Origin of the sequence: Rossellomorea sp. FS2 (assembly GCF_047915635.1) — a bacterium.
Classification (GTDB): domain Bacteria; phylum Bacillota; class Bacilli; order Bacillales; family Bacillaceae_B; genus Rossellomorea; species Rossellomorea marisflavi_A.
The window spans coordinates 328,284-349,713 of sequence record NZ_JBLRVS010000001.1; the positions used below are offsets into that span (position 1 = coordinate 328,284).

General features: G+C 52.0%; 25 protein-coding genes and 1 other annotated feature. Of the genes, 23 read left to right on the top strand and 2 right to left on the bottom strand.

The annotated features are described in order from the left end of the window. The first annotated feature begins 21 nt into the window (after window positions 1-21). The 21 genes from pilM to pheA all read left to right on the top strand — a co-directional run bounded on the left by pilM (window position 22) and on the right by pheA (window position 17,176). Window positions 22-936 (top strand): type IV pilus biogenesis protein PilM, encoded by a 915-nt coding sequence (pilM, locus tag ACNA6I_RS01765; RefSeq protein ID WP_416312887.1) that lies wholly within the window; start codon window positions 22-24, stop codon window positions 934-936. Beyond that, the gene (locus tag ACNA6I_RS01770; RefSeq protein WP_156183306.1) at window positions 936-1,535 is read left to right on the top strand and encodes a PilN domain-containing protein; all 600 of its coding nucleotides are present in this window, start codon (window positions 936-938) and stop codon (window positions 1,533-1,535) included. The genes pilM and ACNA6I_RS01770 overlap by 1 nt, the downstream gene beginning before the upstream one ends. After that, on the top strand, window positions 1,532-2,209 hold the full coding sequence (locus ACNA6I_RS01775; RefSeq protein ID WP_252264926.1) for a hypothetical protein: 678 nt from the start codon (window positions 1,532-1,534) through the stop codon (window positions 2,207-2,209). Before ACNA6I_RS01770 ends, ACNA6I_RS01775 begins: the two co-directional genes overlap by 4 nt. Window positions 2,210-2,335: 126 nt before the next feature. Further along, window positions 2,336-3,301: a hypothetical protein gene (locus tag ACNA6I_RS01780; protein WP_048006240.1), complete on the top strand. Its 966-nt coding sequence runs from the start codon at window positions 2,336-2,338 to the stop codon at window positions 3,299-3,301. Window positions 3,302-3,445: 144 nt separating this feature from the next. Beyond that, entirely contained in the window at window positions 3,446-4,012 is a 567-nt protein-coding gene (locus ACNA6I_RS01785) for a Maf family protein (RefSeq protein ID WP_416312888.1), read from the top strand. Between the two features lie 29 nt (window positions 4,013-4,041). Further along, the gene (radC, locus tag ACNA6I_RS01790; protein WP_048006238.1) at window positions 4,042-4,743 is read left to right on the top strand and encodes a RadC family protein; all 702 of its coding nucleotides are present in this window, start codon (window positions 4,042-4,044) and stop codon (window positions 4,741-4,743) included. A gap of 241 nt (window positions 4,744-4,984) precedes the next feature. Further along, the gene (locus ACNA6I_RS01795) at window positions 4,985-5,992 is read left to right on the top strand and encodes a rod shape-determining protein (RefSeq protein WP_048006237.1); all 1,008 of its coding nucleotides are present in this window, start codon (window positions 4,985-4,987) and stop codon (window positions 5,990-5,992) included. 157 nt (window positions 5,993-6,149) lie between these two features. Next, window positions 6,150-7,028 carry a rod shape-determining protein MreC gene (gene mreC, locus ACNA6I_RS01800; RefSeq protein WP_048006236.1) on the top strand — a complete coding sequence of 293 codons (879 nt, stop codon included), beginning with the start codon at window positions 6,150-6,152 and terminating at the stop codon, window positions 7,026-7,028. Continuing rightward, entirely contained in the window at window positions 7,025-7,546 is a 522-nt protein-coding gene (gene mreD, locus ACNA6I_RS01805) for a rod shape-determining protein MreD (protein WP_048006235.1), read from the top strand. Before mreC ends, mreD begins: the two co-directional genes overlap by 4 nt. 169 nt (window positions 7,547-7,715) lie before the next feature. After that, complete coding sequence (minC, locus tag ACNA6I_RS01810) at window positions 7,716-8,393, top strand: septum site-determining protein MinC (RefSeq protein WP_048006437.1); 678 nt, start codon at window positions 7,716-7,718, stop codon at window positions 8,391-8,393. A gap of 1 nt (window position 8,394) precedes the next feature. Further along, window positions 8,395-9,198 carry a septum site-determining protein MinD gene (gene minD, locus ACNA6I_RS01815; RefSeq protein WP_048006234.1) on the top strand — a complete coding sequence of 268 codons (804 nt, stop codon included), beginning with the start codon at window positions 8,395-8,397 and terminating at the stop codon, window positions 9,196-9,198. Window positions 9,199-9,339: 141 nt separating this feature from the next. After that, window positions 9,340-10,098, top strand: a complete 759-nt coding sequence (locus ACNA6I_RS01820) for a M23 family metallopeptidase (RefSeq protein ID WP_048006233.1) — start codon at window positions 9,340-9,342, stop codon at window positions 10,096-10,098. Next, a complete protein-coding gene (locus ACNA6I_RS01825) occupies window positions 10,091-10,957 on the top strand; it encodes a M50 family metallopeptidase (protein WP_187427081.1) in 867 nt (288 codons plus the stop codon). The genes ACNA6I_RS01820 and ACNA6I_RS01825 overlap by 8 nt, the downstream gene beginning before the upstream one ends. Window positions 10,958-11,045: 88 nt before the next feature. Then, window positions 11,046-12,476, top strand: coding sequence for an Rne/Rng family ribonuclease (locus ACNA6I_RS01830; RefSeq protein WP_048012641.1), 1,431 nt, complete (start codon window positions 11,046-11,048; stop codon window positions 12,474-12,476). A 67-nt stretch (window positions 12,477-12,543) separates the two neighbouring features. Beyond that, window positions 12,544-12,620 (top strand) — a sequence feature (ribosomal protein L21 leader region). A gap of 13 nt (window positions 12,621-12,633) precedes the next feature. Then, complete coding sequence (rplU, locus tag ACNA6I_RS01835) at window positions 12,634-12,942, top strand: 50S ribosomal protein L21 (protein WP_048006231.1); 309 nt, start codon at window positions 12,634-12,636, stop codon at window positions 12,940-12,942. Between the two features lie 11 nt (window positions 12,943-12,953). Continuing rightward, window positions 12,954-13,283: a ribosomal-processing cysteine protease Prp gene (locus ACNA6I_RS01840; protein WP_416312889.1), complete on the top strand. Its 330-nt coding sequence runs from the start codon at window positions 12,954-12,956 to the stop codon at window positions 13,281-13,283. Between the two features lie 12 nt (window positions 13,284-13,295). Then, the gene (gene rpmA, locus ACNA6I_RS01845; RefSeq protein WP_416312890.1) at window positions 13,296-13,586 is read left to right on the top strand and encodes a 50S ribosomal protein L27; all 291 of its coding nucleotides are present in this window, start codon (window positions 13,296-13,298) and stop codon (window positions 13,584-13,586) included. Between the two features lie 134 nt (window positions 13,587-13,720). Further along, window positions 13,721-14,251 carry a Spo0B C-terminal domain-containing protein gene (locus ACNA6I_RS01850; RefSeq protein ID WP_048006229.1) on the top strand — a complete coding sequence of 177 codons (531 nt, stop codon included), beginning with the start codon at window positions 13,721-13,723 and terminating at the stop codon, window positions 14,249-14,251. 30 nt (window positions 14,252-14,281) lie between these two features. After that, window positions 14,282-15,571, top strand: coding sequence for a GTPase ObgE (obgE, locus tag ACNA6I_RS01855; protein ID WP_048014804.1), 1,290 nt, complete (start codon window positions 14,282-14,284; stop codon window positions 15,569-15,571). Window positions 15,572-15,644: 73 nt separating this feature from the next. After that, on the top strand, window positions 15,645-16,100 hold the full coding sequence (locus tag ACNA6I_RS01860) for an ACT domain-containing protein (RefSeq protein ID WP_048006227.1): 456 nt from the start codon (window positions 15,645-15,647) through the stop codon (window positions 16,098-16,100). Between the two features lie 227 nt (window positions 16,101-16,327). Then, the gene (pheA, locus tag ACNA6I_RS01865; RefSeq protein ID WP_048012640.1) at window positions 16,328-17,176 is read left to right on the top strand and encodes a prephenate dehydratase; all 849 of its coding nucleotides are present in this window, start codon (window positions 16,328-16,330) and stop codon (window positions 17,174-17,176) included. Between the two features lie 62 nt (window positions 17,177-17,238). Here pheA and ACNA6I_RS01870 read toward each other — a convergent pair whose 3' ends face one another. Together ACNA6I_RS01870 and ACNA6I_RS01875 are read right to left on the bottom strand one after the other, a co-directional pair. Next, entirely contained in the window at window positions 17,239-17,775 is a 537-nt protein-coding gene (locus ACNA6I_RS01870; RefSeq protein ID WP_048006225.1) for a transcription repressor NadR, read from the bottom strand. A 31-nt stretch (window positions 17,776-17,806) separates the two neighbouring features. Beyond that, window positions 17,807-18,922 (bottom strand): IscS subfamily cysteine desulfurase, encoded by a 1,116-nt coding sequence (locus tag ACNA6I_RS01875; protein ID WP_048012639.1) that lies wholly within the window; start codon window positions 18,920-18,922, stop codon window positions 17,807-17,809. A gap of 125 nt (window positions 18,923-19,047) precedes the next feature. On the opposite strand from ACNA6I_RS01875, the gene nadB reads away from it, so the two are divergent. After that, window positions 19,048-20,616 (top strand): L-aspartate oxidase, encoded by a 1,569-nt coding sequence (gene nadB, locus ACNA6I_RS01880; protein WP_416312891.1) that lies wholly within the window; start codon window positions 19,048-19,050, stop codon window positions 20,614-20,616. Next, window positions 20,585-21,430, top strand: a complete 846-nt coding sequence (nadC, locus tag ACNA6I_RS01885) for a carboxylating nicotinate-nucleotide diphosphorylase (RefSeq protein WP_048012637.1) — start codon at window positions 20,585-20,587, stop codon at window positions 21,428-21,430. The genes nadB and nadC overlap by 32 nt, the downstream gene beginning before the upstream one ends.

Sequence of the window (21,430 nt, forward strand, 5' to 3'; positions counted from 1 at the left end):
GCCATGCTATCCAATTTGTTCGTGAAGAAGAAAAATCGTATCTCCCTTGTCATCAGCGACGACTGGGTGCGCTATGCAGAGGTTAAAAGCACATCCCCCCTCTATATCCAACGGCACGGGGAGAAGCGCCTTCCCGAGGGAACCATTTCAAACGGCAAGATCCTTGAGCCCGGAGTCCTCCGCTCCTTCATGGAGCAGTGCGTGGAGGAGTGGGGCATTGCCAGGCAGCATGTCCAGTTCCTCGTTCCGAACACCCAGATGATCGTCAGGCGTGTGCTGATACCGGCCGATGTGCAGGACGATGAGGTGGAAAGCCATTTGTTCATGGAGCTCGGGACCAGTATCCATCTCCCGTTCGAGCATCCTCTTTATGATGCCGTGGTCGCGGGGATGAAGGACGGGAAGAAGGAAGTGATCCTCATTGCCGCCGAAGAAAAGACCGTCCTCGACTATCAGGATCTTCTCGAGCTCTCTACCCTTAAGCCGGTGGCAGCGGATATTTCTCCCCTTGCCCTATACCGCTATCTCCATTTACTGAAGCTGACCGATGGAAACGATCATGAGATGCTCCTTTTCTTCCATGAAGGGGCCATCGCTGTTTCCGTGTTCCATCGGCATCAGCCCGTCTTTTTCCGGAACATTTCCCTAAGCGGGGACAGTGACGTGATGGATCCCATCCAGTCGGATGAAATCTTGAAGGAAGTGGAAAAGGTGATCAGCTTTTACCGCTACACCCTGCACGATGACGGGACGATGATCACGAAGCTGTTCGTGGGCGGGGAGCATATGCTCTCGGAATCCTATCACACCATGCTGGCCGACCGGTTGGAGGTCCCTTCCCTGTACATCGGGAGTGAAGCGAAATCTGCCCATACGGGTGAGCCCGTACCGGCGCGGTTCCTGCTCCCTGTCGGTTTGGGCCTGAAAGAGGTGTGATGATGCTTGTAGATATCAATCTATTACCCCATGATGAACGAAAACAGAGTTCCTGGCTGAAGGCGGTCATCGCCATCGCTGCCCTGGGGCTGGTGCTTATCCTCGCCTTCGTGATTCTTGGATACTACCAGGGAAAGGCTGTGGATACCCTGGCGTCCCAGCTGTCCCAGGAACAGAAGCTCCGCGCACAGAAGGAAGAAAAGATTGCAGAGTTGGAATCAATGGATACATGGGCCAATCTCGATGCGGCCGTCAAGTGGGCTGAGGGATACCCCATGCCCATGCTGCCGGTCCTTGGTGAAGTGGTCGATGCCCTTCCGGAAAGGGGATTTCTCGAGGAATTCACCTATACAGGTGCAGGGGCGCTAGAGCTTGGCATCCAGTTCGACTCGAGCCGGGAGTCAGCCTATTATCTTGAACGGATCTCTTCCACCAAACTTGTGAGCGATGTGAAGCTCCTTGGAGTCGAGACGGAGGCACTGGAAGACGGGGAGGACGCTTCTGACGGAGTGCTGCCCCGTTATTTGGCGCGCTACGCCCTGACCCTTGACCGGGAAGCTGTCAAAGGCACAGCAGATGAAGAGGAGGAGGGAGAATGAAGCTGACACGGAAGGATTGGGGCATCATCACCCTTGCATTTGTATTTTTCGCCCTCCTCGTCTGGGTGGTTTATTGGTTCTTCTATCTTCCCGTTCGCGAGGAAAAAGAGAGGCTCACCACCGAGATCTCCAATGAAGAAAAGCTTACTTCGGTCCTGGATGAAAGGCTGGCAGCCATGGAGGGCGGTTCTTTGGAGACGACCGCAGCCCTTCAGCGGGTGGTCCCGGTCAAACCGATGACGGATCAGCTCCTCATCGATCTCGAGAAAGCCGAAGTCGTATCTGGGGGCTTGATCACCAAGATGGACTTCACTGAATCCCCCATGGAGGCTGCAGGGGAAGGGGAGGCTGTCGAAACACCGGCCGGACTTCAGAAGCTCACCGCAGTTCTCACCCTAGAGGCCGATGATTACTTCATGATCGAGGGCTTCATCAAAGAATTGGAACGGTCCCAGCGGATCGTGGAAATCGAGGAAATCTCCCTGGAAGGTCCAGCGGAATTGAAAAATGTAGAAGATGAGGTGCAGAAAATCGAATACGGCGTCACCTTCTCGACATTTTTCCTCCCTGAGGCGGGAACGGCAGAAGATGATGCGAAAGTGTCAGGGTCCCCGCCTTCCGCCCATAAGAATGATCCATTCCAGCAGTTCCCGAATTCGACTGTAGGAGAGTAAGATGGCAGAAACGGGGGAAACCCACCGTAAATTGGCGAAAACCTCTTAGAACAAGACGACAAAAGTCTTGTTCTTTTTTTATTTGGATATGATAGCATGGAAAAAACTAGATGAGGGAGGGCGGTGATGATGGCGAAAAAGTCCAAGGTTTCGATTAAGATCAATGGTGAAAAAAAGACGTTCGACGAAGATCTTCCCGTGCATGACTGGAAGGGGGCTGAAGAGGAAATCGCCTCCGCTGATGAAAAAGTGGACGAGAAGGATTTTGAATGGATGCTTCCGGATGGCGACTTCCAGCCGCCGAAAGAGTATAAAAAGATCAATTATGTGTCTGGCAAGAATAAAAAACGGAAATCCTTCCGCAATCCTTTCCAGGATTCGATCAATCTCCTCATGTCCCTTGTAGGGGCAATCGTCGTCGGAGCCGTTTTGGGCTTCGGGACGCTGAAGGTGATCACGGCAACGGAAAGCGATGCGGCCCCGGCCGCTCTTCAGGAAAAACCGGTCGTCCAGGAGGAAACCACCTCCTCCAAAGTCGCTGCAGTCGAAGTGGACGGACTCAAAACGGCCATCCTGCAAGGTGGTGTATTTTCCAAGGAGGAAGCGCTGGTCTCCATGAAGGAGACGCTTGCAACAAAGGGGATCCCGGGTGCTCAGATCGAGAAAGACGGACAGTGGATCCTCATCCTCGGGGTTTCGGATGATCTTACGAGTGCACGTGCCCTCGGTAAAGAAGTAAAAAAGCTCGGAGTCGATGTGTATGCAAAGGATTTTGAACTGTCGGCAAAAGGCATCAATGCAACAAAAGGTGAGCAGTCCTTCCTTGAAAAAGGAGGGAGCCTGTTCCAAGAGCTTACCAAGGCAAGCAGCGCTGCTGTCGTTTCGGGTAAGATGGATGCCGAGTCATTGAAGGCGATCGAGTCTGCTGCCAAGGAAGTGGACGGGATCAAGGTGGAGCAGGAGGGCTTTGCTAGTATGAAGAAGGCACTGAAGGATGCTTCTGCCAAAGCAGCCGCGATTTCTTCGGCGGAAGATGCCCGGGAGGTCCAGGGGGAACTGCTGAAATATGTTGAACAGTACGGTGGTCTCTGACCGTTCGACGCGTTGAGACTATTTTCTAGGAAATAATCGGGCATTTCCCTCGGGGAATGCCTTTATTCGTGCTTGTGAACGGTGAGGGGTTTTGGTAGTATAATCTTGTATCTCCCAAACTGTCACTGAAAGGAATTGGTATGTGTGTCAAGCCTCATTCTCGCTTCTCAATCTCCCCGCCGAAAAGAACTCCTCAAACAGATCCAACTCTCCTTCACCACCCAAAGTCCACAAGTAGAAGAAACGTTTGAAGAAGGCATGATGCCTGGTGATGTGGTCATGTATCTCGCTGATAAAAAGGCGGCAGCCGTATCGGGTGAGCACCCGGATTCCTATGTGATCGGCTCTGATACCGTCGTGACCAAAGACGGGAAGATCCTGGGGAAACCGAAGGACCAAGACGATGCCCGTGCCATGCTGACGGAGCTGTCCGGCTCCGTGCATGATGTCTATACGGGCGTATCCATCCACCACGGCCGTGAAGTCAACCGTTTTTATGAAAGAACCACCGTCACATTCTGGGAGCTGTCCCCAAGTGAGATCGACGGATACATTGCTTCCGGTGAGCCCTTCGACAAAGCCGGGGCCTACGGGATCCAGGGGATCGGCGCCAAGTTTGTCAAAGGGATCGAAGGGGATTATTATGCCGTCGTCGGCCTCCCCGTCTCGAGGGTGAACAGGACCCTCATGGATATGGGCTATCGAGCTTGAGGCCGTCTCCTTATTAAAAGGAGGAAAACATGGTCAAAGTTGAATCCACCCCATCCCTCATGATCCGTGACTACCCGCAGGATGAGCGCCCGAGGGAGCGACTCATCCAGAGCGGACCTGCAAGCCTGTCCAATCAGGAAATCATCGCGATCCTCCTTAGGACGGGGACGAAATCCGAATCCGTCCTTCAGGTATCGAACCGCCTTCTTGCCTCATTCGAGGGCCTCAATCTATTGAAGGATGCCTCCCTTGAAGAAATCACTTCCATCAACGGCATCGGCCTCGCCAAAGCCGTCCAGATCATGGCCGCCGTCGAACTCGGCCGGCGCATCAGCAACCTTGGATTCGATGATCGCTACAGCATCCGGTCCCCGGAAGACGGGGCGAATTATGTGATGAATGATATGCGGTTCCTCTCTCAGGAACACTTCGTTTGCCTCTACCTTAACACCAAGAATCAGGTCCTCCACAAGCAGACCATCTTCATCGGCAGCCTGAATGCCTCCATCGTACACCCGCGGGAAGTCTTCAAAGAAGCCTTTCGCCGCTCCGCCGCTTCCATCATATGCATCCACAATCATCCTTCAGGAGATCCCACCCCCAGCAGGGAGGATATCGAGGTCACTAAACGGCTGGTGGAATGCGGTCGCATCATCGGAATAGACGTCCTCGACCACCTCATCATCGGTGAGAAAAAATTCATCAGTTTAAAGGAAAAAGGGTATTTATGACACTAGGATTTTTTCTCCAGTTGCGGTATAATAAAGCTTATGATTTTTGCAAACAATGTAAGCATGCTTTTTAAACGTAACGGATGAGGAATCAAGAGTCATTCACACCAGAATGAGTCTTTTCGTTATGCATGAACGAATGAACCTTGTGAAAATTCAACGTGTAGAGAGTCGGACAGCTCTCTTTATAAAAACACATACATGCCAATTGGAATCAGCAGTAGAAAGGGAGATACCGGAAATGTTTGGATCAAAGGATTTAGGAATCGATTTAGGAACCGCCAACACACTCGTCTATGTAAAAGGAAAAGGAATTGTCGTGAGGGAGCCGTCAGTAGTGGCCCTTCAAACGGACTCAAAACAGATCGTCGCAGTCGGGAATGACGCCAAGAATATGATCGGACGTACACCTGGTAACGTCGTGGCGCTCCGCCCGATGAAGGACGGTGTCATCGCGGATTACGAAACGACTGCCACCATGATGAAATATTACATCAAACAAGCGAACAAGAATAAGAGTGCGTTCTCTCGTAAGCCTTATGTGATGGTGTGTGTCCCTTCAGGCATCACAGGTGTGGAAGAACGTGCGGTCATCGATGCGACGCGCCAAGCTGGAGCAAGGGATGCTTACACGATTGAAGAACCGTTCGCAGCCGCCATCGGTGCCAACCTGCCTGTATGGGAACCGACAGGAAGCATGGTCGTCGATATTGGTGGAGGTACGACGGAAGTGGCCATCATTTCCCTCGGCGGTATCGTGACGAGCCAGTCGATCCGCGTAGCCGGGGATGAAATGGATGATGCGATCATCAACTATATCCGCAAAACGTACAACCTCATGATCGGGGATCGTACAGCTGAAACGATCAAAGTGGAAGTGGGATCAGCCGGAGCAACGGACGGTGTCGAAACCATGGAAATCCGCGGTCGCGACCTATTGACCGGACTGCCGAAAACGCTTGAGATCTCTGCTGAAGAAATCGGGGCGGCCCTGCGTGATACGGTCTATACGATCGTCGATGCCGTGAAGAGCACATTGGAAAAAACGCCTCCTGAGCTTGCGGCCGATATCATGGACCGCGGAATCGTCCTTACCGGTGGGGGAGCGCTTCTCCGCAACCTGGACAAGGTCATCAGCGAAGAAACGAAGATGCCTGTATTGATCGCCGAAGAGCCCCTTGACTGCGTGGCCATCGGGACGGGTAAAGCCCTTGATCATATCCATTTATTCAAAGGAAACAATAAATAAGTTTGTCTTGAAGAGGGGACGTTCTCCAATGGGTTGCTGCCATTGGACCGGCCCCATCTTTTTTATCCATAACAGCGAATATTTTGCTGAATAATATCAATCCCTAGCGAAATTTGGTATAGTTAAATAGAATTTGATAATGATTGAGGTGTACGTCATGCCACAATTCTTCCTGAATAAACGATTGATCATCCTATTGGTGAGCGTCATCGTTTTAGTCGGGCTGATCGGGTTTTCCCTCCGTGAGCGGGACAACATCAGCTGGCCGGAGCAGTTTGGTAAAGATATGGTAGGATTCGGACAGTCACTGGTTTCAAAACCCGTGAACTATGTCGGCGGAGTATTTGATAACCTGAAGGATCTTCAAAATACATACAAAGAAAACGAAAAACTGAAAACTCGTTTGGACGAGCTCGTGAAGCTTGAAACGCAGGTGAGGGACCTCAAGCAGGATAATGATGAGCTTAGGGACGTCCTCGATAAGAAAGAGAGTCTGACAGATTACAATCCGATCCAGGCGACAGTCATCGCCCGGAACCCCGATCGCTGGCAGGAACTCCTGACCATCGACAAAGGAGAAGTGAACGGCATCAAATCCGATATGGCCGTCATTTCTTCCAAGGGACTCATCGGTAAAGTGAAAAGCGTAAACAAATTTTCATCCACGATTGAGTTGATCTCCACCAATAACACGAAAAACCGCATCTCCACCATCGTGCAAGGAGAAAAGCAAGACGTGAACGGATGGATCGAAGGGTACGATGCGGAGAAAAAGCAGATCCTCATCAAGAAGATCGTCAACGATGTGAAGGTTGAGAAAGGGTCCAAGGTCATTACATCCGGACTCGGAGGCGTGTTCCCGAAAGGCCTCGTCGTCGGCGAGGTGACAGACGTGCAGCCGGATCAGTATGGACTGACCCAGACGGCGTATGTGAAGCCGTCGGCAGACTTCTATCACCTCGAGCACGTCATGGTCATCGACCGCGATATGCCGCCTCCTGAAGATGACGGCGAAGACGAGGGTGACGGACAATGATCGGGCGTTTCATCCTTCCTCTCATCACCCTTTTGGTGTTTTATGGTGAGAGCCTTTTCGTCCACCTCTTCCAGACGGAATCGTGGTTCGGGGACAAGGTCATTGTCCCCCATTTCCTCGTCATCACCCTGATTTTGATCTGTGCCTTCTACCGGTACCGTACGGCCCTGTTGTTCGCGTTCATCTTCGGATTCTTTTTTGATATCTATTACACGGAGATCAACGGAATCTATTTGATTTTGTTCCCGTTCATGGTCGTCCTGACCCAGCAGATGATGAAGGTGCTGCACAACAATATCATCGTCCTTGGGATCATCGCTTTGGTAAATCTATCGATCCTCGAAGTGATCGTCTATTATATTTATGTAATCCTCAAGCGGACGAATCTGACGTTCATGGAATTTGTCGACTGGAGATTATGGCCGACGCTTGTTCTGAACGTGGTCTTCTATCTGATCGTATCGATTCCATTCAAACATTATTTAGTATCCAGAAGAAAAGCTTGGTTGGGCGAATAAAGTCTGCCAGGCTTTCTCTTCCCTAGAGGTCCGTTCTTCCCTGTTCCTCCTGCCCCTCCGTTATAGGCGGCAGGGGCGAAATTGTTTCAAATCTGTACCTTCCAAAAAGGAATCAGCACTGCTTATGTCGAATTATATGACGACTGAGGTGAAAAATGACGCCATGAACATGAATAAAAGGCCGAATGTTGTGATTAAAGGAACGAAAGAGGGGCTTACCCTCCATTTGAACGATCAATGCTCGTTTCACGAGCTGAAGGCGGAGCTTGCCGAAAAGCTGTCAGCCCATCACCGTGAAACCGAAGGCCATACCCTGGCCGTGCATATCCAGACGGGGAACCGCTACGTGACCGATGAGCAGTCCGAGGAGCTCAAGGACATCGTCAGACAAAAGCGGAATCTTGTGGTCAACGGGCTCTCGAGCAATGTCGTGACCAAGGATGAAGCGGAGAGACTCGTGGATGAACGGAATATCGAGACCATGACCGGTGTTGTGCGATCGGGTCAGGTGATTGAAGTATCCGGGGATATTCTTGTCGTCGGTGATGTCAATCCTGGCGGGAAGATCCACGCCGGCGGGAATATATACATATTGGGCACACTTAAAGGGATTGCCCATGCCGGCATCAATGGCAGGAAGGATGCCGTGATCGTCGCATCGAGGATGCTCCCTTCGCAGCTCCGGATCGCAGATGCCCTGAACCGGGCGCCGGACCGGATGGAGGAAGACGAAGAGCATGATATGGAGTGTGCATTCGTGGATGCCGAGGGGCAGATCGTCGTCGATCGCCTCCAGGTATTGAGGCATCTGCGACCAAATATTACGAGTTTCAAAGGAGGACGCTAATGTGGGTGAAGCCATAGTTGTTACTTCAGGAAAAGGCGGAGTGGGCAAGACGACTACTTCTGCCAATGTTGGTACAGCATTAGCTCTACAAGGCAAAAAAGTGTGTTTGATCGATACCGATATCGGCCTCAGGAATCTTGATGTGGTCATGGGCCTTGAAAATCGGATCATCTATGATCTGGTGGATGTGGTGGAAGGCCGCTGCAAAGTCCATCAGGCACTTGTGAAGGATAAACGCTTCGAAGATAAACTGTATCTTTTACCTGCTGCGCAGACAAGCGATAAATCGGCTGTCAATCCGGATCAGATGAAGAAACTGATCCAGGATCTGAAGCAGGACTATGATTATATCATCATCGACTGCCCTGCCGGAATCGAGCAGGGATATAAAAACGCCGTGGCCGGTGCCGACCGTGCCATCGTCGTCACGACGCCGGAGATTTCCGCGGTCCGGGATGCCGACCGCATCATCGGCCTTCTTGAACAGGAAGAAATCGAGCCTCCGAAGCTTGTGATCAACCGGATCCGGAATCATATGATGAAAAGCGGGGAAATGCTCGACGTCAATGAGATCACGACCCATCTTTCCATCGATTTGATCGGAATCGTAGCGGATGATGAGAATGTGATCCGGTCTTCGAATAAAGGAGAGCCGATCGCCCTCGATTCGACGAGCAAGGCATCCATTTCGTATCGCAATATTGCAAGAAGGATCCTTGGTGAGTCCGTCCCCCTTCAATCCCTTGAAGAGGACAAACCGGGCGTCTTTACAAAAATCAAACGTTTATTCGGCGTAAAAGCCTGACGAAACCCGTGCCTGGATGCACGGGTTTTTCTTATGCGCTTTTGTGCTCCCCGGTCATAATCATTTCGGACAAGTCATACATTGAAAGCAAGACAAGGTGCAGGGGAATCCCCATGCAGCCAAAGAAAAGGATGGATGATGATGGGCAATCGAGCCGATGAAATCAGGAAGCGGATCGCCAGGCGAAAAAAAATGAATGACGGGGCGTCCCGGGAGTACCCGGTTGTCCCACTGGTTGGGGATGAAGAGAAATATGGGGTCGGTCAATCCTCTTTCGAAGGGGGACCGCCATCCGAAGGCCATCCCCTCTTTAAGAAAGAAACCTTTTTGTTGAAGGTCCTCGCTTCCGGGGTCATGGTCCTCCTGACGGCGATCATGTTCAAGAGTCCGAGCCCTGCCTTGGAAGAGGCGAGGGCGGTGGTGCATAAGACGATGGAGAACGACTTCCAATTCGCCGCGGTCTCGACGTGGTACGAGGACCAGTTCGGCAAACCCCTGGCCCTGCTTCCTGATTCGGGGAAACAGGAGGCGAAGGAAGAGACAGCGTTATCCATGCCCGCCACGGGTAAGGTGGTGGAGAATTTCAAGACGAACGGACAGGGGATCATGCTTGAAACAGGTCTCGGAGAAGAGGTCGGGGCCATGAAGGGGGGACTCGTCATCTTCGCAGGGAAAAAGGATGACCTCGGCAATACGGTCGTCATCCAGCATGCGGATCAATCAGAGTCATGGTACGGGCATCTTGAAGCCATCGACGTGAAGCAATATGAAAAGGTGGAAAAAGGGGGAGCCGTCGGGAAGGTATCGGCAGCAGAAGATGAGGCATCGGGGGAATTTTATTTCGCCATCAAGATGGGGGAGGAATTCGTCGATCCGGTCCAGGTGATTTCCTTTGACTAATCTTTTGGCCATGCTCCGAAAATTTTATATCCATCCCCTCCTTTGGGTCGTCATCGCTGTGGCCGTCATGACGGCCCATTTCACGGAGCTGATCATGCTCCTGGGCATCATCATCATCCATGAGCTCGGGCACGCCTGCATGGCCCACTATTTTTCATGGAGGGTCAGGAGGATCGCCCTTTTGCCCTTTGGGGGCGTCGCTGAAGTGGATGAACATGGGAACCGGTCACTCGATGAGGAGTTCTGGGTCGTGGCAGCGGGTCCCCTCCAGCATGTGTGGCTGATCGGTGCAGGGTGGGGGCTCGCCCAACTCGGCATTATCGCTCCCGGAACATTCCTGTTATTCCTGCATCTGAATCTGGCCGTCCTCCTGTTCAATCTCCTGCCGATCTGGCCACTCGACGGAGGGAAGCTCATATCCCTTCTCCTGGCCATGAAGTGGAACTATCTGAAGGCGTACGAATACACGCTCCTTCTGTCGTTCGGGCTCCTTCTGTGCTTTCATGCCTTCGTCCTCCTGGCATCACCGGCGAATCTGAACCTCTGGGTGATCCTCACCTTCCTCTACTTCTCCTTATGGAAGGACTGGAAGCAGAGGCGGTACGTTTTCATGAAATTCCTGATGGAACGGTACTACGGCGATCATCGTCAGTTTTTAGAGCTGAAGCCACTTCCTGTCGACAGCGAGTCTTCTGTCCTCGAGGTCGTGGAGCGCTTCCACAGGGGGGTCAAGCATCCCCTTGTTGTCATGAAGGATGGCCAGGAAGTGGGGAAGCTGGATGAGAATGAGCTCCTCCACGCGTTCTTCGCTGAAAAAATGACTTCGGCCAAAACAAAGGATCTTCTCTATCTTTATTGACTGTTAAAGGTGGAGAAGGGTAAAGTAAAGACATATGCCGGGAAGGGGCTGCCCCTTCCCGATTCTTTATGATAAGGGGGGATCAGCAGTGGACGAAATCATCATCCAGGCAAAAACGAGAGAAAAGCGCTGGGTATCCAAAACAGATGGAGCCGTCAGGGGGCTGCGCGTGTACCGGCCCGTCGGTGACACGCTTACCGGGAATATCTATGTCGGCAGGGTCGTCCGGATCCATAAAGGGCTTGATGCCGCGTTTGTCGATATCGGTGAGGGCAAGAACGGTTACCTGCATGCAAAGGACTGTCCTGCCAATATCAAAGCCTTTCATGGAGGTGACGACGCCCTGCCCATCAATCAAGCCGTGCATGAAGGGGAGAAACTACTCGTGCAGGTGACGAAAGATCCCACGGGGTCAAAAGGAGCCAAGCTCAGCGCCGTGATCGAGATGAAGGGGGAATTACTCGTCTATATGCCGAGAGGGGTCTACGTGGCGGCCTCCAAGAAGCTCGATGAAAAAGAGCGCCATCACCTCAAAGCCGTGGCTCACCGCTGGAAGCTCCCTGAGGAAGGGATCGTGCTCAGGACAAGCAGTGCGGGAATACCCGAAGAGGCGATCAAGGAAGAAATCGTGCGCTTAAGGCAAAAGGCAGAGGAACTCGGGAAGCGTGCGCTTAAAGGAAAGGCCCCGCTGCTTCTTGAGAATCAGGATGCCCTGAAGGACGACCTTGTGGAACATATGAAAAGAGGAGAGGGACGGATCCTCGTGGATGATTACGCCTTCTCCAATGAGCTTCAAAGCCTCGCTACCCGCTATGAAGGCTGGGACATACAGTTCGATCAGGGACATGACGATATCTTTAGCAGGCACGGCGTCGACAGCGCCTGGGACAGGGCTTTGAAGAAAGTAGTCTGGCTGAAGAACGGCGCCTATCTCGTGATCGAGACGACAGAGGCGATGACGGTGGTGGACGTGAATTCAGGGAAATTCACGGGGCGTGCCACCCTTGAACAGACAACTCTTGAAACCAATATCCTTGCAGCGGAAGAAACGGCCCATCAGCTCGCGTTGAGGAATATCGGAGGGATGATCCTCATCGACTTCATCGGCATGAAGGGGGACGGCGACCGAGAGCAAGTGGAAGAGGCATTCCGGGCGGCCCTCGGCTCTGATCGCCAGCGGACGAAGGTGGAGGGCTTCACGAAGCTCGGCATCCTGGAGGTGACGAGGAAGCGGGCGCGTCAGGCCCTCGAGGAGTATCTGACCGAGCCGTGTCATGCCTGCGGGGGAACCGGACGCACCGAAAGTCCCGAGAGCCTCGCCTTCAGCCTTGAACGGGAAATCTGGGATCTGGACCACCCGGCCCGCGTTTCCGTCGAAGGGACCCCTGATGTACGAGCGGCGTTTTCCGGACCCGGCGGGCGACATATCGACAAGCTCGAGGCCCGTCTCGGGGTGAAGGTGGACTGGCTTGAGACCCAGGCAGTGAATCCATTCTATCGAATCACAAAGATCCAGTGATTTTCTCTCATTGTGTTGACATCCATCGCAGAAATGTGATAGGATTCTACTGTTATTGATTGTAGCACCCGTGCTACAACCGCTCATAACAGGTCTTGAAGTACGGGCGACCGTCACCTGTGATTGGCGAGTCTGAGTCTATTAAGGAGGTGCGATTATGTACGCAATTATCGAAACAGGTGGTAAGCAAATCCGTGTAACGGAAGGTCAAGAGATCTTCATCGAAAAGCTAAGCGCTGAGCAAGGTGATACGGTTACGTTTGACAAAGTTCTTTTCGTTGGTGGCGACGATGTGAAAGTAGGAAGCCCATTGGTGGCTGGTGCTACTGTAACAGCGAAGGTTGAAAAACAAGGCCGCGCGAAGAAGCTTGTAGTATTCAAATACAAAGCGAAAAAGAACTACCGTCGTAAGCAAGGTCACCGTCAACCTTACACTAAAGTTGTCATCGACACAATTAACGCGTAAGGCGTGATCCTATGATCAACATTCGGGTAGAAAAAACCAAGGGAAGGATTCGTTCTTTCTCCATGGATGGTCATGCGAATTTCGATGAGTATGGTCAGGATATTGTTTGTGCCGGAGCTTCTGCCGTTTCATTCGGAAGCGTCAATGCCATCATGGCGTTGACGGGGATTGAACCTCACATCGAGCAAAACGATGGGGGACATTTCGTCTGTGTCATCCCTGATGACCTGCCGGAAGAGACTGACAGGAACGTCCAGCTGCTATTAGATGGCATGGTGGTAAGCCTGCAGACGATTGAAACTACTTACAGTGATTTTATTAAAATAACCTTCAAAAAGTAGGAGGTGGAACAGATGTTAAGATTAGATCTTCAATTTTTCGCGTCTAAGAAAGGGGTAGGTTCGACTAAAAACGGTCGTGACTCTATCTCAAAGCGTCTTGGTGCTAAGCGTGCAGACGGTCAAATGGTAAGTGGTGGATCAATCCTATACCGTCAACGCGGTACTAAGATTTATCCAGGACTAAACGTAGGCCGTGGTGGTGACGATACACTTTTCGCTAAAACTGACGGTATTGTTCGTTTCGAACGCATGGGACGTGACAAGAAAAAAGTGAGCGTATACCCTGTTGCGAATGAAGCTTAATCGCATATCTTTAACGAAAACTCTAACCGACTTTCGGTTAGAGTTTTATTTATGTGCGAATTTCATAAACGATATACGGAGGGGTCTTATCTTTGTTATACTAACAGATAAGCACTTAGTATAGGAGTTAGATTATGAGCCGAAAATGGGATGTCGTCGAGGTACTGCGGCATGCACGCCACGACTGGATGAATGATTTGCAACTGATCAAGGGGAATCTCGATCTCGATCGGATCGACCGGGCAAAACAAGTCATCGAAGAAATGGTCCTCGCAGCACAAAACGAATCTAAGCTATCGAATTTGAAACTTCCATTACTGACAGAATGGATCTTAACATATAATTGGTCCGGGTCGATGATCAAGCTGGATTTCGAAATACTCGATTGCACCGCTGATCATGGACTTGACGATCAAGGATTGGTTTCCTGGTGCACTCGCTTTGTGGACGAGCTGGTACAGTGTGTCAGCGGCAATGGTGAAAACCAATTGTCAATCCTGCTGCACATCACCAAGGATGCCCCCCGTTTTATATTCGATTTCACAGGTATACTAAGTCATGCAGGCGCCATGAAGGAATGGCTGGAGAATGAGCGCCGAAATGGCACGAACATCAGCATTGAACAAATCGAAGAAGAAGTTCTCGTTTTTCATGTTGCATTATAAGGGCATGAGAGCGTAAGGAGTGAAGAAAAAATGTTTGTCGATCAGGTCAAGATATACACAAAAGGCGGAGATGGAGGTAACGGAATGGTTGCTTTCCGCCGTGAGAAATATGTACCAAAAGGTGGACCGGCTGGTGGAGACGGAGGACACGGTGCGAACGTCGTGTTCGAAGTGGATGAAGGTCTGCGCACGTTGATGGACTTCCGCTACCAACGCCACTTCAAGGCACCGAGGGGCGAGCACGGCATGAGCAAGAACCAGCATGGCCGGAACGCAGAGGATATGATAGTAAAGGTTCCGCCTGGTACCGTCGTCAAGGATGATGACACCGGTGAAACGATCGCCGACCTGCTGGAACACGGTCAGCGCGCCGTGATCACAAAAGGCGGCCGCGGTGGCAGAGGGAATACGCGATTCGCGACTCCTGCCAACCCGGCTCCGGAGCTGTCTGAGAAAGGGGAACCCGGTCAGGAGCGCTATATCGTCATGGAGCTCAAACTCCTCGCCGATGTGGGCCTCGTCGGATTCCCGAGCGTCGGAAAATCGACGTTGCTTTCCGTTGTATCGGCAGCGAAACCGAAGATTGCTTCCTATCATTTCACGACGATCGTACCGAACCTCGGTATGGTTGAAACAGGCGATGGAAGGACGTTCGTCATGGCCGACCTTCCGGGACTGATCGAAGGCGCCCATGAAGGCGTGGGACTCGGACATCAGTTCCTCCGCCATATCGAGCGGACGCGTGTCATCGTTCACGTCATCGACATGAGCGGGATGGAAGGAAGAGATCCATACGACGATTACGTGACGATCAATGAAGAGTTGAAGCAGTACAATCTCAGATTGACTGAGCGCCCTCAGATCATCGTAGCCAATAAAATGGATATGCCGGAAGCCGAAGAGAATCTGAAGGCGTTCAAGGAACGTTTGGACGATGAATATCCGGTCTTCCCGATTTCCGCCTTCACTCAACAGGGGCTAAAGGAACTTCTATTCGCCGTTGCGGATAAGCTCGAGACGACAGCAGAGTTCCCGCTTCAGGTCGAAGAAGAGGAAACAGGCATCCACCGCGTGATGTACAAGCACGAAGAAGAAGAGAAAGAGTTCGAGATCACACGCGACCCGGATGGTGTATTCGTCGTGAGCGGTGCGAAGATCGAACGTCTCTTCAAGATGACCGACTTCACAAGGGAAGACTCGACAAGACGTTTCGCCCGTCAGCTCCGTTCATACGGTGTGGATGAGGCCCTTCGTGAGCGCGGTGCAGAGAACGGTGATACGATCCGACTGATGAAATATGAATTTGAATTCGTTGACTGATCCAGCAGATGTCCCTGTAGGGGACGGCTGGACCTCGGGCTTCCCTTCAGCCGGATAACAGGAGGAATTGTCATTGGGGAAAAAATTTCAAGAAGGCAAATTTTATCTGGTCAGGGAGGATGTCCTTCCTGAAGCGATGAAGAAAACGCTCGATGCCAAGGAACTGATCGAACGGGGAAAAGCTGAATCGGTCTGGGAGGCCGTCCAGCGTGTGGACCTGAGCAGAAGTGCCTTTTATAAGTACAGGGACACGGTTTTCCCGTTCCACACGATCGTGAAGGAACGGATCATCACCTTATTCTTTCAGCTGGAGGATCGTTCAGGGACGCTTTCGCATCTTCTCGGTGAAACGGCCAAGCATGGCTGTAACATCCTGACGATCCACCAGACGATTCCGCTTCAGGGCAGGGCCAATGTGACCCTTTCCCTGAATGTGACGGATCTGTCCATCGGCCTCGAGGATTTCCTCGGAAAGCTGCGCCGGCTTGAATTTGTCGAAAAAGTAGAAGTGTTGGGCTCAGGAGCCTGACACTTCTTTTTTTATCCCACCATAAAAAACGATGGTGTAACGATTTCTATCTTACCGACCATAAAAGAATGGGAAAAGAGCTTGAGTACCAAAGAGATTGGAAAGAAAGCGATTTCAGTCATGTTTCGATCGATCGGCCCCCTTTCTCTTTCTGCAGGAACATGATAGAATGTTCAATAAATTTAAGGCTCATACATGGGCCATCTACCGGTGAGAGGAAGAGTTCAGTGAAAATCGCATATTTAGGCCCTCAGTCATCATTCACAGATCTTGCTGTGAAGAAGGCATTCCCAGAAGAAGAAACCATCCCGTTCACCACGATCCCCGACTGCATTGAAGCGGTCATGGATGGGGAAGTGGATTATGCAGTCGTCCCATTGGAAAATGCATTGGAAGGATCCGTACATATTACCGTCGATTACCTGTTCCATGAGGCCGACTTGGCCATCGTTGCGGAGCTGACATCGGCGATTCAGCAGCATCTCATGGTCCATCCTGATTGGAAGGATCAGCACGGGCAACCCGAGAAGATCTTGTCCCATCCCCATGCCCTTGCACAGTGTCACAAGTTCCTGCGCGGAACCTATAAGGGAGTGCCCCTTGAGCAGTCCACATCGACTTCAGCCGGTGCAAAGTTTGTCAGTGAGCACCCTGAATCCTTCCTGGCAGCGATCGGGAATGAGCTCGCCGCCGAGCACTATGGCCTCGCGATCCTGCACGATCATATCCATGATGTGACCTATAACCATACCCGCTTCATCGTCCTTCATAAGAAGCACAGGGAGGTTTCAATCCCCCATGAAACCAGTCTGCATAAGACGACCCTGATGGTGACCCTGCCAAAAGACCGTTCAGGTGCCCTCCACCAGGTGCTTTCTGCATTTGCTTGGAGGCAGCTGAATCTGAGCAAGATTGAATCGCGTCCCTTGAAAACGGGGCTTGGCGACTACTTCTTCCTCATCGATGTGGATCATGAGCTGGATGACGTCCTCCTTCCTGGTGCCATCAATGAGATGGAGGCCCTTGGCTGCACCGTGAAGCTGGTCGGACATTATCCGTCGTTCATGCTCTCATGATAAAAAAGGATCACAAAAAGCCCCTGATGCACATGCATCAGGGGCTTTTTCTGTTCGGCTCATTATAAAGAATGGATCAGGAAGCCGGCCCTTTCCAAGGCGTTTTCTGCTTCTGAAAGTGCTTCTTTGGAGGTTGCTGAAAGGGTATGAAGATGGACGCCATCGGTCAATTCAGATAGAAATGCAGCATTGGTCGACCTGATCTTGGTTAGGAATTGCTTCACTTCTTTGCGATTGGAAACCATGATGGAGGCGGTAAGGTCCCCGTACACCCCATGCTCGATCTTCACGTCCTTTACGGTGACACCATGATCGACCAGGAGGTTCAGCTCTTCTTCAGCCCGGTCGGGTGTGTGCTGGCATGCGACCGTCTTTTCATGGTGGGCTCCTTCATTGGGATTTAAGTAAAGATACCCCTGACTCGTGGCGATGATCGGTTCGCCCTTTGCCTTCAGGAGTGTGATGTCGCTGACGATGACCTGGCGGCTGACCCTGCTTTCCTTTGCAAGATCCCCTCCCGTGATGGGGATGCCCCTGCTTTTGAGCGTGTGGAGAAGCCAATCCCTCCGCTCGTCTCCTAATAATTTTTTTTCTGACAACGTAATCTCCCCCGAGTAATTGATAAGAAAATCATATCACACCCCCGCTTGAAATGGACAGCCTGACTTCGGCCAAGGTGTCTGTTAGCCGGTCGATTTTCTCCAGTGTCGTGGAGGGACCGAACGATATCCGGATGAACTCCTTTCCATCCCGCTCCGTTGCACCCATGCTCTTCAGCGTGATGGGCATGCCTTGCATTCCCGACTGACAGGCACTTCCCGTGGAGATGGCCATACCCCGACGGTTGCATTCAAGCATGAGCCACTGCCCCTCAATGCCTTCGATGGCAAGTCCAATCACCTGGGGTAGCTGTTGACCGGGTGGCCCTTCAAAGACGCGATATCCGTTCCCCAGCTTCCGATCAAGGGAGGAGAAAAAGGAATCCCTTAGCATCTGATAATGATCCGGCATCGGGACGGCTCTTTCTGCAGCAGCCGTAAAAGCGGTGATGCCCGGCAGGTCAGGGGTGCCTGAGATCCGATGTGCAGGGATGAGCGCAATCGAGGGATTGATATAGAGGGCACCCATCCCCTTCGGACCGTGGATTTTATGGGATGATAGCGTAAAACTGTCTGCATGACGGACGGCTTCTTCAACAGACCACTTCCCGAACGATTGAACGAGATCCGAGTGAAGCAGGGCCGCACTTCCACGGAGGCTTTCCCTGATTTCTCCCAAGGGCTGGATGGCACCGATCTCTCCGTTGCAGTGGGCGATGCTGACTAGGATGGTCTCCTCCCTGATGGCCGACTTCAGCTGTCGGAGATTGAGAAGTCCGTTCTCCTCATAAGGGATCGCGGTGATCTGGAATCCTGCTGACTCCAGTTGCCCAGCGGCAGTATGGAGGGAGGCGTGCTCTGCTCCACCGATGATGATATGGGTGCCCAGATGCTTTCTGCCGTGAGCAAGGGCATGGAGGGCCGCAGCATTCCCTGCGCTGCCCCCTGATGTGAAGGTCAAGCCTTCAGCAGGCACCCCGAGGAGCGTGGCAAGGGCGTCTGTGCACCTGTCGAGAAGCTCTTTGGCCGCCCCGCCTGTATCATGAAGGCTGTTTGGGTTCCCCCAGAAGTGCTCGGCGACCTCTCGGTAAATGTCCAGGATGTGTGGATCCATGGGGGTGGTTGAGGCGTAGTCGAAATAATCCATGATGGCATCTTCCTTTATCGAATAGTCTGACAAAACGATTTGCTAGAAAAAACTCTTGTTATTAGTTTAATAATGTGTAAATATATGTGTCAAGACACCTGTAAGGTAAAACAGGAGGATTCTCTATGGGAAAAGCGGACGTATTGATCATAGGCAGCGGGGTGGCCGCATTACAGCTTGCAAGGAATATTCAAGATCACATGAATGTGAGGATTATCACAAAGTCACGGTTGAAGGCGTCCAACTCCTATCTGGCACAAGGAGGGATTGCTGCCGCCATTGCCCCGGATGATTCCCCCGGGCTGCATACGAGGGACACACTCTCAGCTGGAGAAGCCCTCCAGGATGAGGGGAGGGTCATGTCTTTCGTCGAGGACGGAAAGCGCGCTGTGGAAGCACTGCTCTCAGATGGCATGCCCTTCGACTATGGAGCAGGGGGCTTGAAACTCGGTATGGAAGGGGCACACAGCACCAAGAGGATCGTGCACAGCGGTGGAGATCAGACGGGAAGGTTCCTGATCGAATTCTTGCATTCGTCCCTTTCTGAAAACGTGAAGATCATTGAAGGCGAAATGGCCTATCAGCTTCTAAAGGATGGTAAAGGAAGGATCGGCGGCGTGAGGACAAAGGATGAAGCAGGAGTGATCCGTACCTACACCGGCGATCACATCGTTCTGGCAAGCGGTGGGGCAGGTGGGATTTATGAGTCCACATCCAATCATCCATCGGTCACCGGAACGGGAATTGCCATGGCTTTTTTGGCTGGGGCTGTCGTGAGCGATATGGAATTCATTCAGTTCCACCCGACCCTTATGATCTCCAGGGGGAGGACAACAGGGCTCATCTCGGAAGCCGTGAGAGGGGAAGGAGGAGTGCTCATAAGGGAAGATGGAAGTGCCCTTATGGAATCGATCCACCCTATGAGGGACCTTGCCCCGCGACATGTGGTGGCAGAAGCGATCTACAGGGAAAGGGCCTTAGGAGGAGATGTGTATCTCGACATTACGGGGATACGGGATTTTTCAACGCGGTTCCCATCAATCACAGAGCAGTGTGAGAGAGAAGGATATCCGATTGAAGCGGGGAGGATCCCTGTGGCACCGGGATGCCATTTCATCATGGGCGGAGTCCTGGTGGATGACGTCGGACGAACGAATCTGGATGGTCTATATGCGATCGGGGAAGCTGCGTGCAGCGGGGTCCACGGGGCGAACCGTCTAGCCAGCAATTCCCTCCTGGAGGGGATTGTATATGGACAGAGGCTTGCTGACCATTTAAAACAGGCGCTCCCTTCCAAGGCCATGCCCCTCGTAGGTGCACAGACCTCATCCCCACCCGAACATCTTCCTGAACGCAACAGGTTGAAGAAAATGATGATTGAAGAAGCCGGGATCATCCGGTCGGAGGAGGGACTGATCCGGTTATTGACATGGCTGGATGGATTCGGTCTCACCTATGAATGCAAGATGGACGATCTGGACGTTGAGGATATGGAAGATTACTTGATCTGGGTCGTGTCACGCCTCATCGGGACTGCTTCGCTTTTTCGGGAAGAGAGCCGGGGAGGCCACATCAGGAGGGATCATCCTCAGAAGCGTCCTGAATGGGATAAAAAAAACATCCACATGAAAATACAAACGGGAAGGTTGAAGGTGTCCGTCTATGAATCACTTGAAACTAAGATCCATGCTTGAGGAATTTTACCGGGAGGACCTGGGGGAAGGAGACCTATCTTCAGAGACGCTCTTTCACTCACAGCATGGGGTGATCACGCTTATAGCCAAACAGCCCGGTGTTTTTTGCGGAGAGGAAGTTGCACGTACCGCATACGCGATGTTCGATCCATCCATTGAAGTCGATCTTCTTGTGAAGGATGGAGAGACCGTCAGTGAGGGACAGCAACTTGGAACCGTGAAGGGAAGGATGAAAGATCTTCTTCAGGGGGAAAGGGTTGTCCTCAACCTCATTCAACGCATGAGCGGGATCGCGAAGGAAACGGCAGAAGCCGTGAGGGCCATCGAAGGAAGCGGTGCGAGGATCTGTGACACCAGGAAGACGACTCCCGGCCTCCGCATGCTCGAGAAGTATGCCGTCAGGGTCGGGGGAGGGTATAATCACCGGTTTGGGCTGTACGATGCCGTGATGCTGAAAGATAATCATATCGCTTTTGCCGGTTCCATCACCAAGGCTGTGGAGACCATTCGGGGTGCTACGGGCCATATGGTGAAGATCGAAGTGGAGATTGAAACGGAAGAGCAGCTCATCGAAGCCGTGGCAAGCCGTGTGGATGTGATTATGTTCGATAATTGCACACCGGCAAAGATCAAGGACTGGATGCGTCACGTCCCCGCCGGGATCATCACGGAAGCATCGGGCGGCATCTCCCGTGAAACGCTCACGGACTACGCATGGACAGGGATCGACTACATTTCACTCGGATACTTGACCCACTCGGTGTCAGCCCTCGACATCAGCGCACGGGTGGAACTAAGAAAGGATGAACAATAA

Bases quoted from the DNA above. Each gene is read 5' to 3' on its own strand.
- nadB (WP_416312891.1), top strand. From the start codon at position 19,048: ATGGGAAAAGCGGACGTATTGATCATAGGCAGCGGGGTGGCCGCATTA.
- rpmA (WP_416312890.1), top strand. From the start codon at position 13,296: ATGTTAAGATTAGATCTTCAATTTTTCGCGTCTAAGAAAGGGGTAGGT.
- rplU (WP_048006231.1), top strand. From the start codon at position 12,634: ATGTACGCAATTATCGAAACAGGTGGTAAGCAAATCCGTGTAACGGAA.
- ACNA6I_RS01820 (WP_048006233.1), top strand. From the start codon at position 9,340: ATGGGCAATCGAGCCGATGAAATCAGGAAGCGGATCGCCAGGCGAAAA.
- radC (WP_048006238.1), top strand. From the start codon at position 4,042: ATGGTCAAAGTTGAATCCACCCCATCCCTCATGATCCGTGACTACCCG.
- ACNA6I_RS01850 (WP_048006229.1), top strand. From the start codon at position 13,721: ATGAGCCGAAAATGGGATGTCGTCGAGGTACTGCGGCATGCACGCCAC.
- mreD (WP_048006235.1), top strand. From the start codon at position 7,025: ATGATCGGGCGTTTCATCCTTCCTCTCATCACCCTTTTGGTGTTTTAT.
- ACNA6I_RS01775 (WP_252264926.1), top strand. From the start codon at position 1,532: ATGAAGCTGACACGGAAGGATTGGGGCATCATCACCCTTGCATTTGTA.
- ACNA6I_RS01875 (WP_048012639.1), bottom strand. From the start codon at position 18,922: ATGGATTATTTCGACTACGCCTCAACCACCCCCATGGATCCACACATC.
- ACNA6I_RS01795 (WP_048006237.1), top strand. From the start codon at position 4,985: ATGTTTGGATCAAAGGATTTAGGAATCGATTTAGGAACCGCCAACACA.
- mreC (WP_048006236.1), top strand. From the start codon at position 6,150: ATGCCACAATTCTTCCTGAATAAACGATTGATCATCCTATTGGTGAGC.
- ACNA6I_RS01840 (WP_416312889.1), top strand. From the start codon at position 12,954: ATGATCAACATTCGGGTAGAAAAAACCAAGGGAAGGATTCGTTCTTTC.
- ACNA6I_RS01770 (WP_156183306.1), top strand. From the start codon at position 936: ATGATGCTTGTAGATATCAATCTATTACCCCATGATGAACGAAAACAG.
- ACNA6I_RS01780 (WP_048006240.1), top strand. From the start codon at position 2,336: ATGATGGCGAAAAAGTCCAAGGTTTCGATTAAGATCAATGGTGAAAAA.
- minC (WP_048006437.1), top strand. From the start codon at position 7,716: ATGAATAAAAGGCCGAATGTTGTGATTAAAGGAACGAAAGAGGGGCTT.
- nadC (WP_048012637.1), top strand. From the start codon at position 20,585: ATGAATCACTTGAAACTAAGATCCATGCTTGAGGAATTTTACCGGGAG.
- obgE (WP_048014804.1), top strand. From the start codon at position 14,282: ATGTTTGTCGATCAGGTCAAGATATACACAAAAGGCGGAGATGGAGGT.